Genomic DNA, 13,229 nt, shown 5'->3' with positions numbered 1-13,229 from the left:
CTTTTTTTATGAAAAAAAGATTCTTCCTGCCGCTATTCATTTTGCTATCTTTTGCAATTACTGCAAAAGCGCAATATGCTTACATTCCCGATAGTTCTTTTAGAGTGTATTTAAAAATGTCATTCCCATCCTGCTTTAATGGAGATTTAATAGACACAACCTGCACCGATATTGTAAATGCGAAAGGTTTGCTAAATATTTCTAACCAAAGAATATCGGATATAACCGGTATTCAATATTTCAAGTCTATTCAATCTTTAGATTGTTCTAAAAACTATATAGATACATTACCGCCTTTACCTCAATCAATAACATTTCTAGACTGTTCAAAAAATGACGGCCTGAGATTTTTATCATCATTACCAAAATCATTAACCAACTTAAATTGTTTCGAAGATAGGTTAGAAGGGCTTCCAACATTACCGAATACATTAACTAATTTGGATTGCTCAGACAATCCACTTAAAAGCTTACCGCCATTACCCAATACATTAGGCACTCTAATTTGTAATAACACAAAACGTATTTTATTTCCTAGCCTAGATAGCCTGCCTACCTTACCCAATCGTTTAAATTTTTTATCTTGTAACAATAATATATTAAAGGCTTTGCCTGCTTTACCGGCATCTCTCAAAGAGTTATATTGCGGAAGCAATAAATTAACTAATCTGCCGGCTTTACCTGCTTCACTTAATGTGCTTAGCTGCGCTAATAATGCTTTGACTAACTTACCTGCTTTACCTAATTCTATCTATTTTTTGGTTTGCTCTGAAAACAAATTAACGGCTTTACCCAGCTTACCTTCTTCTCTTACTAATCTATATTGTGATCAAAATTTAATAACAGGTTTGCCTGTTTTGCCTACTTCTCTCACCTTATTGGATTGCGGGTTCAACAATATTTATTGCCTTCCAAAATTGCCCGATTCGCTGCGTCAACTTATCATTGATTTTGGTAAAATACATTGTATTCCCAATTATCCTAAAAACTTATCTTTTATCGGGCAAGGAGCAATTCTTGGTAATGGTCCTTTTTCAATTCCTTTATGCAATCCGGCAACCAATTCCAATCACTGTACTGCTTTTCCCACAATTACCGGTAATATATTTTATGATAATAATAGCAATGGAATTAAAGACGACGGAGAATTGTACGTATCTAACGTAAAATCCGGCTTATCTAATAATCAATATACATTTACAGATAACAATGGTTATTACCAATTAGGTGCTAATGTCGGCAACTATACAGCATCAATAGAAAGCCCAAACTACTATAAGGCTATTCCTTCCTCTAAAACATTTTCATTTACCACTTATGATACATCTGTTAATCTGAATATTGCTTTGCAACCCACAAAAAATGTTGATAGTGTTACTGCAACGATCATCCCGGCAGGAAGAGCAAGAGTTGGTTTCCCTATACTATATAAAATAAATTATTCAAATACCGGCACTACTACCATTAATACAGTTGCTACTGTTACTTTTGATAGTACATTGCTAACATACGATTCATCTTCTAATCATTCTGTTATCAATATTGGAAATAAGCTTATTGTGAATGAGTCTTCAGTTGTACCAGGACAATCAGCATCTTTTGTTGTTTATTTAAGAATAAAAAATACTGCTTCTATAAATGATACGCTGAAATCAGCCATCACAATAACCGGCAACACTTCTATTGCAACTAGTACTTCAATTACAATGGTAGGGGGCTCGTACGATCCTAATGATAAAACTGCAACGCCTAAACTTACTCCTCAGCAAGTTCAGGCAGGAAAAGCGATCAACTACCTGGTACGTTTCCAAAACACCGGGAATGACACTGCTTTCAATATTGTTATTGCGGATACATTAAGCAGCCTGCTAGATGCAACAAGCTTACAGGTAGATGCTTCATCCTCTCCTTGCAAGGTAACAGTGGACAGCAACATTGTTTATTTTGAGTTTTTAAACGTGCAGCTACCTGATAGCAACGTAAATAGTCTTGGCAGCAACGGATATGTAAGCTTTAATATCAAGCCGAAATCAACAGTTTCAAGTGGTTCAATTGAAAATAAAGCTGCTATCTATTTCGATTACAACTTGCCGGTGATCACGAATACTGCAACTACCCTTATTGCAAATGCAGATGGCACGAACCCCGTTAAATTAATTTCATTTAATGCATTGCAAGACCAGGACAAAACAACAGCATTCCTCTATTGGAGCACTGCCGAAGAAATAAATACCAAACAATTTATTATAGAACAAAGTAGCGATGGCGCTCACTTTAGTTATGCAGGAACTGTTACTGCTAAAGGCAATGGCGGCAATTATTCTTATACAACCACGCTTAACTATACCAATAATTATTATCGTTTAAAAATGGTAGATAATGATGGCAAATACAGTTATTCCCCTGTTGCTGTTATAAACCTAAAAAATAATAGTGAGATACAATTATTGAACAATCCTGTTAATGAATATATCAGTCTTAAAGTAAGCGGAATAAATTTAAATAATACAGCAGCTCAGCTTATTAATATCAATGGAGTTTTGGTTAAAACGTTTTTATTGAAACAAGGTTTACAACAAATCAATATCAGCCATATCGGTACGGGAAGCTATTATATTAAAACACGCAGCAGCATACAAAAAATAACAGTTATACAATAAGTTGGAAGGTTTATGTTTAAAAAGGTCCGGATTGATTAACCGGGCTTTTTTATTGAATATAAGCTCCGGTAATCTCTCCTTTCTCTACTTCAACAAAAATATGTTCATCCAACGTAGTTGAAAAAGAAAGCCCTACATAATCAACCGCCACAGGAAATGCCTTGTGTGTACGGGCTACCAACACAATCGTTTGAATTTTTTCAGGATGATATTCCAATAAAGGCTTTAAGGCATACAACAATGTTTTCCCCCCATTCACAACATCATCTACCAATAAAACAGCTTTATTATTAAAATCAATTGGTTTGCTTAATGTGATCTTTGTGGGATTTTTTTTATCAAGCGACAGATCAAGCACTTCAATTTTTCCTTTAAAAGTTTCTTTTAAATAAGAGGCTATCTTGTTTGCAATAACGATTCCATTTTCTTTTATACCGATCAATATCAACTCTTGCTCTGTATAATTACGCTCTGTTACTTCCAACGCAATGCGTCGAATTTTTTTCTCTGCTATCTCTTTTGATAAAATGTATTTTTTTTCGCTCATAATAAACAGTATCTCTTTATTGCTAATTGCACGAATTTATACAATAAACAAGAATAATTCATTTTCAATAATTAACTTTAATACAAAGATTGCTCATGCATATTGCACAACAAATACTTTTTATTGTACTGGCGAGTGTAGCTGTGGTACTGTTTGCAAAAAAGATCGTTCAAATACGCCGAAATATTTTATTAGGCAAAGAGGAAGACATTAGCAATAATAAGCCCCAACGTTGGAAAAATTTGCTGTTACTGGCTTTCGGTCAAAAGAAGATGTTTCGCAACCCTTTGGTAGCTGTCATGCATTTTATCATTTATGCAGGTTTTATTATAATTAATATAGAGGTGCTGGAAATTGTTTTAGATGGGATAGCAGGAACTCATCGCTTATTCTTTCATCCGCTTGGCAGCTTCTATGCAGTTATTATCGATTTTTTTGAAATTTTAGCTGTTGGTGTATTAACCGTTTGTATCATTTTTTTGATCAGGAGAAATATCATCAAATTAAAACGTTTTATCAGTAAAGACCTGGATGGATGGCCACGCAGCGATGCCAATTATATCCTGCTTTCAGAAATTATCCTGATGTGCCTTTTCTTAACGATGAACAGTACAGACAGGGCACTGCAGCTAAAGGGAAGCGAACATTATTTTAATACCGGCAACTTTATTGTTTCAGGATCAATAGCCCCATTTTTTAATTCTTTTTCATCACATTCATTAATTGTAATTGAAAGAACTTGTTGGTGGTTGCACATTGCAGGCATCTTTGCATTTTTAAATTATCTGCCCTACAGCAAACATCTGCATATTTTATTAGCGTTTCCAAACGCTTACTACTCCCGTTTACAACCTCCCGGGCAAATGCACAATATGCCCAATGTTCAAAACGAAGTGAAGTACATGATGCAACCTGAATTAGCACCTGCAGGCGAAACTGCTCCGCAAAAATTCGGTGCTAAAGATGTTTTTGATCTTAGCTGGAAAAATTTATTAGATGCATACAGCTGTACTGAATGCGGAAGATGTACTGCAGCATGTCCTGCGAATATTACCGGCAAAGTTTTGAGTCCACGAAAAATAATGATGTCAACAAGAGACAGAGCTGAAGATATAGGCAAGAACATCAATAAGAATGGGCAGTTTATTGACGACAAAAAAACATTACTTAATGATTACATTACTGTTGAAGAATTAAGAGCTTGTACCAGTTGCAATGCTTGTGTACAGGAATGTCCGGTAAGTATAAATCCTTTGGATATTATTTTAGAATTACGTCGTGCATTGATTATGGAAGATAGTAATGCTCCGCAGGAATGGAACAGCATGTTCAGTAATATTGAGAACAATTATGCCCCCTGGAAATTTAGTCCTGATGAAAGAGACAAATGGGCTGCTGAATAATTTCTTCTACACTTAAAAGATAAGCTTACCTGTATCCATATCAATAGCCGATGCCATAGGGTATTTATCAGGAGGAATGTTATAAAAGCAGGTTACGTAATGTAAGTTGCTATCTGCCGATTCTGCCGAGGCTGCAGTTTATGTTTTTTGAGAATAAATGTGCTGAGAAAATAAGAACACGTTCAAAAACAATAAAACTTCTTTTAGCTTTTTACACATGTTATATAATTTGTTTTAAAGCGAAATGAAAAATTTAAGCAGGAACATGAATGGCAACCAACATTCCCTTTCCAGGTTCACTATTAAACTCTATAGTACCTTTTAAATATTCAATTCTTGTACGCATGTTTTTCAATCCCATTCCTCCATTCTGTTCATATTCATTCGTATTAAACCCCTTTCCATTATCCTCTACCGTTATGCTAATGCCATCAGGATCTTTAACCAATGAAATATCCAATCGGTTTGCGCCGCTATGTTTGATCACGTTATTCACACACTCCTGCACTACACGATATAAAACCGCTTCTGTATTGGCATCAATGCGTTCATTCAGTCCCTCGCTGTACAAATCGATCTTTAATATTTGGTTGTCTATCTTATCTATAAATTCCCTAATTGCACTGGAAAGTCCTTTTTTCAATAAAGCATTAGGCATCATTTGATGGCTAACGGTTCTTACTTCTTTACAACTGTCATCTACCAATGTTATTATCTTCTCGAGCACCTGCTTTTGCTTTTCGTCCTTAAACTGTATATTACTCTCAAATGCAGACAAATTCATTTTAGCAGCGCTCATCATCTGTCCTACTCCATCATGCAGTTCATTGGCTATTCTTTTCCTTTCGTTTTCTTCTGCTTCCAGCACAGCCTGGGTGGATAATTGCTGTTGAGTAATGAGTGTTTCCTGCAACTTTGTTTCCTGCCGCAGCTTATATCGCTTGTAATTGGTATATCCCAATAGGCAGATCAGCAATATTGCTCCCGCCGAACCTAACAGCCAATAATTCTTTTTTGTTAATTGAAATTGCTGTTCGTTTATCAACTTTTCTTTTTGTGCAGCCTGGTATTTTGTTTCCGCTTCTGCTATTTGTTTATTTCGTTCAATATTGATAAAACTATCGTTGTAGGTTGTATATTTTTGTTGCCATTCGTAGGCTTTTGAAAAATCTTTTAATCCGGCATATTCATTGGCAATATTTAATGATGCTGCCGTTAAAATATCTAACGCTTGTATTTCTTTTGCGATCTCAAATCCCTTGTTATTATACGATAAGCCTTCCGGATAATTTTTAATTTCATTTAAAGCGCTGCCGATATTTACATTGTTAGCAGCGATTACATATTTATCTTCTGATGCTTCTGCAATCTCTAACGCCTGCTTGTAGCTGTCTATTGCTTCGTTGTACTTGCCCATTTGCTTGTACAATACTCCCAAATTATTCAATGCGATGGAAACATGCTGGCTATCGTTTATTTGCCTGTAAATAGTTAATGCTGTTTTATAACTGTTAATAGCTGAATCAAATTTTTTCTCCATTTCAAAAATGATCCCTTTATTATTAGCACAATCTGCAATGGTTAAAGAATCTTTCAATACTAAAGCAATAGCTTCTGCCTTATTGTTATACAGTAATGCCTGAGCTAGGTTTTTCTGTTCCCGGTACAATGCTCCTATATTATTTAACGCTTTGGCTTTGGGTAATTGTTCATTAATTTCTGTTGCTAATTTTTCCGACAGTTGATAGTTCTCCAACGCCTGTACTACTTTACCCAACATGTCATATGTCTTCGCGATATTAAAGTAGATCTTTACTGCTTTTTTCTGATCATTATTTTGCAATGCCTGTGTAAGGCAATCTTTAAATCCTGACAATGCGCTTTCGTAATCTCCCGAATTAAAGGCGTGTGTAGCACTTGCAAGTTTTATTGAATCCACCTGTGCATTGCACAATAAAACCGACAAAGAAAAAATTATTAAAACCGCAATCTTCTTCACTGTAAAAATGATTTTTCTAAAAATAATTATTTATCACTTACCCCAAATAAAAAACCTGTAAAGCTTTTACAACTTTACAGGTTTTAAATTAAAAAATGCATTACAGCTTGATCATTACGCTTTCAGAAACAAAATCGTGAATGGCTCTTTTCTCCTGGTTTTGATCAATGGTGAAAAAAGACACCCAGCCCAAAAGCATCTTAATAACATAACGCATCAGCGACTGGATAAAATTAATGTGATGATTAATATCGGTTTCTTTACGTACACGCAACTTTTTAACGTACTGCCCCGGCGTACAACCCAGCCATACAAAGAATGGCTCGTAGAGAAACCATATTGTAAAAAACAATACAATATGGATCCATTGAGGAGAAACGTTGTCAAGTTTACCTAATACTTGAGAAAGCCCGTACATCAACACCACAATAATAATAAAGTCAATTACCATAGACTGAACTCTGTCTATGAGCATGGGGAAGGTTGGTTTCATGACAGTTTATTATGTAAGGTGAACAATGCAAGAGAATGATGTGAATGGCAAATCATCAATGGTGAATTTTTGTTGCACTATTAGAGGCAATATATTTTCACAATTGACTACTTGCTTATTCACTCAAAGAACTTCAACAATCATCCTATATGTCCAATATGTTTAAAAGGAAAATAATTCCAAAACAATATGGCAGATAAAATGATCAATACTATTTCAATTATCCAGATGGCAACGAGTTTGCCCGGCAGCCATCTTCTGATAAGATAATCACTGATAAGATACAATGCAAAGAAAGATGAACCTACAATAATGCCATTTAAACTCCAACCTTTACTTCTTACCATATTCAACGCACCATCAATAGCCATAACCAACAAACCTACCGATGCAATGAGGCAAGGAGTAAGGAAATGAAAAATTCGTCTATTCATAGCTGTTGTATTCATACGTTATGCATTTATCCTGAAATTCTTAATTTCAAAATACAGGGCCATTAAACCATAGATTCATCAGCGCTTGGACCATACATTCCCGGAACAGGGATATCCAATAAACGCAAATACACCGAAAGCTGTCCGCGATGATGATACAAATGATTATACGCCCATCCTCTTAAAGATCCGATCTTAGCTAGTTGAAAAACAGTGTGTTCACCGTTTTTAACTGTCCATGTTTTAAATAACTCCTCATTGTCAACAGCTTCAATGTCAGCAACGGCCTTATTTAACGTTTCTTCAAAAAGAGTCAGTAACTCTTCTTTCGATTGCGCATCATTTCTTTTCATCGGCTGCGTTTGAAAATTATATTCATCCGCACGAATGATATTTGAAACCCAACGAGGGATCTCCGCTACATGCGATGCGAGCCTTCCGAGGGTCATTGATTTTTCGTGAGGTTTCCAGCTCAGGTGTTCAACAGGAACTTTTTCGAGGATCTTTTTGGTTGATGCTGCTTCATGTTTTATCTCAGCAAGCAACCCGTCTTTTAATGCCATAAAATTTAATATTAAATATAATGAAAGAAATTTTAATTATTACAAGGTAATTATTAACTATTTATTGGAGCTTGTTAATTGTTTCATTTTCATGTGTGAATTGATATACGGAGTCTTTATGTCTTAGTATTTTTACTAACTGCAAAATAGCCGTAATAGTAAATATGCCGCCAATGACCCAGTTTAAATATTGCTCGCTGTTAGCTATTTTACTTACTATCCAGTGTCCACCAAAAATAAATACACAATTACCTGCGAACGTTCCTATACCAATTCCGATAATATAAAAATTATATTGTGCTTTTACAGGTTGTAACACTCCTTTTGTAAAAAGCACTGTACTCCACCCAAACCAAAAAGGAATTTGCACGGGATTAATTGCACACATGAGCATCCCCAACAAAAAACGATTCATATTGTTTTGGAGTAAAACATTTTTTGCATTGCCTCCGTGTTTTGCAGCAGCAACAAAACTTCCTATGGCTAAGGCTACAATAATAAAAAGCGTTGCCCATTCCATTATTTGCATTAAACGTTTTTGCTTACGTATCCAATCGATACCTACTAATGAAATGCGTACATACAAAACTTCTATCAGTAAACATCCCAGTGAAAAAAACAAAGCATGTATAATGCTTTCCTGCAAACCGATCTGCATGGCCGCCACATTTAAAGTCCCTAATGGCAATGTTCCCAAAAAACTGATGATCAATCCCCAAAGAAATATGCGAAACATTTTTTGCATGGTCTATTCAATAGTTTTATCAGCCGCTTTTATAAAAGCCATATATTTTTTTGAACTGCGAAGAAATGCAGCTCCTTTAAAAAACTTCCATGGCCGGATACCTTGCTTTCGATTGTATTTACTGATATTGTATAAAGCTTTCCAATGTTTTAAGATTTCTTTATAAGCGCCGATCAATGTGTAGCCCGTATCATAGAAATGATTAGGTTCTGCACCGCAACCATTAAATTCAAGAATCGCAAAATTCTTACCCGCTTTTAAGTCTTCAATGCTATTACACATGATATCATACCTGCCATAAAAAAAATCATTTATACTATTGCTCATCTCATCAAAATGAACCAACAGCTTTTCATCTATATATTCTTTTAAATTAATAAAATGCGCTCCCCTATTGTGATTAGCTGCATAACTCAACATATACTTTTCTCCGGGGAGTAATATTTTATTCCAGCTTAATTTATGTTTACTGTGCATTTCTCCTATACGTTTGCTCCCTTTGGGATGTTGCAACACCAGTTCTTCCAAAGTATGTTTACCATCGCCCACAACCTGCAAAGGAACCTTGTGCAGAAAACCGGTAATCATGCCGTTCTTTTGTTCAGGATGACGGATATAAAATACACTTACTTCCATTGGATAATTCACCATTTGCTGCACTATATATTCAACAGGGACTTTAGTATGATATTTTCTTAATTCGTCTTCAGTATCCAATTTCCTGAACAAAATTCCTTGTCCTCCAATTTCGGGTTTTACAATTAAAGGGTAAATAATGCCATGAAAATTTAATCTTTCTTTAATAACAGAAAAATCGTCGGAGGGCAATGCATTAAATGTAGCAGGATAAAATTCTTTCGGTAGCAGATCATACATTTCTTTTTTGGGCTCTCCTTCCATACCGCCAAAGGTTAGCTTAGGATTGCTAGGTGTAAAAAACCAAACAGCTCTTGACCTTAAAATATACCATAGCCAAAATAAAGATATAGGCGCATACAATAGCTTAAATGGCCAAGCTTCCCAGTTCGTTATCTTTTTAATTAATTGTCTCATCAATAATAATCATCAAAAATATGCTGTTGTAATAAATCCATAAAACAATAAGTACATTTGTTTAGAAAAATAAACGATATGCACGTTCCTACAGTTGCAGAAATGACCGTTAATGGGGAAAGCCCAGAAATTTTGTTCTGGGTGGGATGTGCAGGAAGTTTTGATCAGCGGGTGCAAAAAATAACCAAAGCGTTCTCCCTCATCTTACATAAAGCGGGCATTAAATATGCTATCCTGGGCAAAGAAGAAATGTGTACCGGGGATCCTGCCAGGCGTGCCGGCAATGAATTCATCTTCCAAATGATGGCTTACCAAAACATTCAAACGCTCAATAATTATAATATTAAAAAGATCGTTACTGCCTGTCCGCATTGCTTTAATATTTTAAAAAATGAATATGCGGAATTGGGTGGTGTATATGAAGTAATCCACCATTCTGTATTTCTTGATCAATTAATAAATGAAGGAAAGATTGTAATCAAAGAAGATAATAATCTAAAGAATACTTCAACAACTTATCATGATAGTTGTTACTTAGGAAGAGCTAATAATATTTATGAAGCGCCAAGAAAAGTGCTGGAAGCTTTAAAAACCGAGTTGGTAGAGATGAAGCGTTGTAAAAGCAATGGTTTATGTTGTGGTGCCGGTGGTGCTCAAATGTTCAAGGAAGAGGAAAAAGGCAGTACAAGAATCAATATGGAAAGAAGCAAAGAAGCGATCAGTACGAATGCCAAAGTAATTGCAACTGCCTGCCCGTTTTGCAATACGATGATGACAGACGGTGTTAAAGCAAATGATAAAGAAGATATAAAAGTGATGGACATTGCAGAATTAGTAGCAGCTTATATTTAAACTTAAAGCAAAAGTTATGAATTTCAACATACAACAATACATTCCTGCCAATTTTAATAATAACTCACGGGTATGGATATACCAAAGTTCACGCCCGTTTAATGCAGAGGAAGTTTTTCAAATCGATTCAATTCTCCAACAATTTGCCGATAACTGGAAAAGTCATGGTGCAGATGTAAAGGGCTTTGCCAAATTACTATTCAATCAATTTGCAGTGATTATTGCGGATGAAACACAAGCCGGTGTTAGCGGATGCAGCACGGATAGCTCTGTTAGAGTTATTAAACAGATAGAACAACAATTCAATGCCCCCATGTTTGAAAGACAGGCATTGGGTTTTATCGTAAATGAAAGTATTCAACTACTGTCATTATCACAAATAGAAAATGCCATTGAAAACGGAACAATTACTCCCGATACCATTTACTTCAATAATCTTGTACAAACAAAAGAAGAATTATTAAATAACTGGCTGATACCGATTAAGGATAGCTGGTTGGCTAAACGATACAATTTTTCAGCAATAAAAATATAAAGTATGAGACAAATAAAAAGTCTTTTACTATTGGTAGCAGTTGTTTTGTTGCATGGTTGCAGCGGATCTGATACTTACAGAGGAACGTGGAAAGCCATCGGTTCCGAAGGAGAAAAATTAGAGATTACCTTTGAAGCTAAACGCTTTTACATTAAAGACAGCTCAGGTAAAATAAATCATTATGACTATTCCCAAAATTCTGTTTCAATAGAAAACTCCGTTGAGACCTATGGAATAAGGTTAAATGATGGCAGAGAATATTACATTAATTTTCCCATTGCTGATGATGAAACAAAAGGGATTATTAAAGATGCTGTTGGCAATCCTATGTACACAATCAGTAAAACTGCATATATAAAATACGAAGATATTTACAAGCTTAAATAGCCTTTGCTCAATCTAATAAACAGACTAAGCTTCTGCTTCAAGCACTGCTAATTTTAATTTAGCAGATTTTCCGGCTTTTTTAAATTGAACAGCATTCCAAACGTGATCGATACCGATCTTGTCTGTGTTTTCAAAGCCTAAGCTTTCAACACAATCCCAATTGCAGATACGAGTAAGATCACTGGCAATTTTAGATGTTGGTTTAGGATAAGCCACCCATAATTTAGCGGCATTATTCAATGCAGGAATAACATCATTCAAAATATCTTTTAGCTGGCGTTGACTAACAGCAAACACCAAGGCAAAATCTATTTTGCGTGTTTTTAGTAAAGGAGTTACGTTTTTAGCAAACGATAATTTTATGAACTGTTTCTCTATTGTAGAAGGTAAACCTTGTATTAACACGTTTTTTTCGGTAGTTAATTGCAATTTTTCGGGTAACGACTGAGACAGCGTTAATACTTCCATGTTGAAAAAATTTTAAGGTTTAAAATAAGTGACGGTTCAGAGAAAAGACATGTTTTTACGGAAGCTTGGATAGTAAAATTACTGAAACCCTTATCTGTTACGGGTTTGAGATGCAAAGGTACGCTTCTTTTTGTGGTATTCACAATAAAAAGCAGTGCTTTTTTAAAAAAAAGTTATATGATAAAAAAATGCAAGTGTTTAATTCTTGCTATTCACAGGTTTATAGTATTTCAGTGCTTCGTCCATATAACCTTGTAAACGCTGAATTCTGTTTGCATCAGCCGGGTGAGTGCTTAAAAACTCAGGTTGCTGCGACCCGCCGCTCATTGCCTGCATCCGTTGCCAGAAAGGAATCGCCTCCCGTGGGTTATATCCTGCCATAGCTGCAAACAACAATCCAAAATGGTCGGCTTCATATTCCTGGTTACGGGAGTTAGGCAATAATACAGCTACCTGAGAGCCAGGGGCATAAATATTATTAAAAATGCTGTTTACCTGGGGATTGTTGCCCGTTAATACGTTCCCTGCAACTCCAATACCTTGTGCCACCATTTCCTGGCTCATTCTTTCATTACCGTGTTTTGCTACAGCATGCGTTATTTCATGCCCTAAAACAATTGCTAAAGCAGCTTCATTCTGTGTTACAGGTAACAAACCAGTATAAACCACTACTTTTCCTCCCGGCATGCACCAGGCATTTACCTCTTTGCTATCTACCAGGTTAAACTCCCAGTTATACCCTTTTAAGATATCGCCTTTGCCTTGTGTGTTATAATAATCAGTAATAGCCTTTGCAATACGAGATCCCACACGACGAACCATTTCCGCGTCCTTATTCCCTACATTACTGACTACCTTATTTTGTGATAAAAAAGTTTTGTATTCCGTTAGCGCCATTTGCTGCAATTGGTCTTCAGAAACAAGACTTAATTGTTTGCGCCCCGTAACCGGGTTACGGCTACAGGAAATTACAGATAGAATAATTGCTGATGCTAATAAGATTCTTTTCATAAACTAAGTTTGATTATTTTAATGGGACTTTATTAAGTTTTCCAATTCCGGCACATAATAGCTGTTTTATATATGACAT

14 protein-coding genes are annotated in these 13,229 nt (G+C 35.6%); 5 read left to right on the top strand and 9 right to left on the bottom strand.

The genetic code is table 11. The annotated features are described in order from the left end of the window. The first annotated feature begins 8 nt into the window (after nt 1-8). Complete coding sequence (locus K9M53_RS06970; protein ID WP_224018908.1) at nt 9-2,660, top strand: DUF7619 domain-containing protein; 2,652 nt, start codon at nt 9-11, stop codon at nt 2,658-2,660. A 49-nt stretch (nt 2,661-2,709) separates the two neighbouring features. On the opposite strand, the gene K9M53_RS06965 is transcribed toward K9M53_RS06970, so the two are convergent. After that, nucleotides 2,710-3,207 carry a phosphoribosyltransferase family protein gene (locus tag K9M53_RS06965; protein ID WP_224018907.1) on the bottom strand — a complete coding sequence of 166 codons (498 nt, stop codon included), beginning with the start codon at nt 3,205-3,207 and terminating at the stop codon, nt 2,710-2,712. 95 nt (nt 3,208-3,302) lie between these two features. Here K9M53_RS06965 and K9M53_RS06960 point away from each other — a divergent pair, with 95 nt between their 5' ends. Continuing rightward, on the top strand, nt 3,303-4,610 hold the full coding sequence (locus K9M53_RS06960) for a (Fe-S)-binding protein (protein ID WP_224018906.1): 1,308 nt from the start codon (nt 3,303-3,305) through the stop codon (nt 4,608-4,610). Nucleotides 4,611-4,863: 253 nt separating this feature from the next. On the opposite strand, the gene K9M53_RS06955 is transcribed toward K9M53_RS06960, so the two are convergent. The 6 genes from K9M53_RS06955 to K9M53_RS06930 form a co-directional block, all read right to left on the bottom strand. Continuing rightward, nucleotides 4,864-6,609, bottom strand: coding sequence for a tetratricopeptide repeat-containing sensor histidine kinase (locus K9M53_RS06955; RefSeq protein WP_224018905.1), 1,746 nt, complete (start codon nt 6,607-6,609; stop codon nt 4,864-4,866). A gap of 100 nt (nt 6,610-6,709) precedes the next feature. Continuing rightward, complete coding sequence (locus K9M53_RS06950) at nt 6,710-7,102, bottom strand: RDD family protein (protein ID WP_224018904.1); 393 nt, start codon at nt 7,100-7,102, stop codon at nt 6,710-6,712. 140 nt (nt 7,103-7,242) lie between these two features. Then, nucleotides 7,243-7,536, bottom strand: a complete 294-nt coding sequence (locus K9M53_RS06945; protein WP_224018903.1) for a hypothetical protein — start codon at nt 7,534-7,536, stop codon at nt 7,243-7,245. A gap of 62 nt (nt 7,537-7,598) precedes the next feature. Beyond that, on the bottom strand, nt 7,599-8,099 hold the full coding sequence (locus K9M53_RS06940; protein WP_224018902.1) for a DinB family protein: 501 nt from the start codon (nt 8,097-8,099) through the stop codon (nt 7,599-7,601). 61 nt (nt 8,100-8,160) lie between these two features. After that, nucleotides 8,161-8,835 (bottom strand): LysE family translocator, encoded by a 675-nt coding sequence (locus K9M53_RS06935; RefSeq protein WP_224018901.1) that lies wholly within the window; start codon nt 8,833-8,835, stop codon nt 8,161-8,163. 12 nt (nt 8,836-8,847) lie between these two features. Beyond that, nucleotides 8,848-9,897 (bottom strand): ATP-grasp domain-containing protein, encoded by a 1,050-nt coding sequence (locus tag K9M53_RS06930; protein WP_224018900.1) that lies wholly within the window; start codon nt 9,895-9,897, stop codon nt 8,848-8,850. A 78-nt stretch (nt 9,898-9,975) separates the two neighbouring features. Here K9M53_RS06930 and K9M53_RS06925 point away from each other — a divergent pair, with 78 nt between their 5' ends. The 3 genes from K9M53_RS06925 to K9M53_RS06915 are packed head-to-tail and all read left to right on the top strand — an operon-like array spanning nt 9,976 to nt 11,671. Further along, the gene (locus K9M53_RS06925) at nt 9,976-10,749 is read left to right on the top strand and encodes a (Fe-S)-binding protein (RefSeq protein WP_224018899.1); all 774 of its coding nucleotides are present in this window, start codon (nt 9,976-9,978) and stop codon (nt 10,747-10,749) included. 16 nt (nt 10,750-10,765) lie between these two features. Beyond that, the gene (locus K9M53_RS06920) at nt 10,766-11,284 is read left to right on the top strand and encodes a hypothetical protein (RefSeq protein ID WP_224018898.1); all 519 of its coding nucleotides are present in this window, start codon (nt 10,766-10,768) and stop codon (nt 11,282-11,284) included. Nucleotides 11,285-11,287: 3 nt separating this feature from the next. Next, complete coding sequence (locus K9M53_RS06915) at nt 11,288-11,671, top strand: hypothetical protein (protein WP_224018897.1); 384 nt, start codon at nt 11,288-11,290, stop codon at nt 11,669-11,671. A gap of 24 nt (nt 11,672-11,695) precedes the next feature. On the opposite strand, the gene K9M53_RS06910 is transcribed toward K9M53_RS06915, so the two are convergent. Both K9M53_RS06910 and K9M53_RS06905 read right to left on the bottom strand, forming a co-directional pair. Beyond that, nucleotides 11,696-12,139: a hypothetical protein gene (locus K9M53_RS06910; RefSeq protein ID WP_224018896.1), complete on the bottom strand. Its 444-nt coding sequence runs from the start codon at nt 12,137-12,139 to the stop codon at nt 11,696-11,698. 198 nt (nt 12,140-12,337) lie between these two features. After that, nucleotides 12,338-13,150 carry a M48 family metallopeptidase gene (locus tag K9M53_RS06905; RefSeq protein WP_224018895.1) on the bottom strand — a complete coding sequence of 271 codons (813 nt, stop codon included), beginning with the start codon at nt 13,148-13,150 and terminating at the stop codon, nt 12,338-12,340. Between the last annotated feature and the right edge of the window lie 79 nt (nt 13,151-13,229).

Source organism: Ferruginibacter albus (assembly GCF_020042285.1).
Lineage (GTDB): Bacteria > Bacteroidota > Bacteroidia > Chitinophagales > Chitinophagaceae > Ferruginibacter > Ferruginibacter albus.
This window is presented reverse-complemented; position numbering and strand designations above follow the sequence as displayed.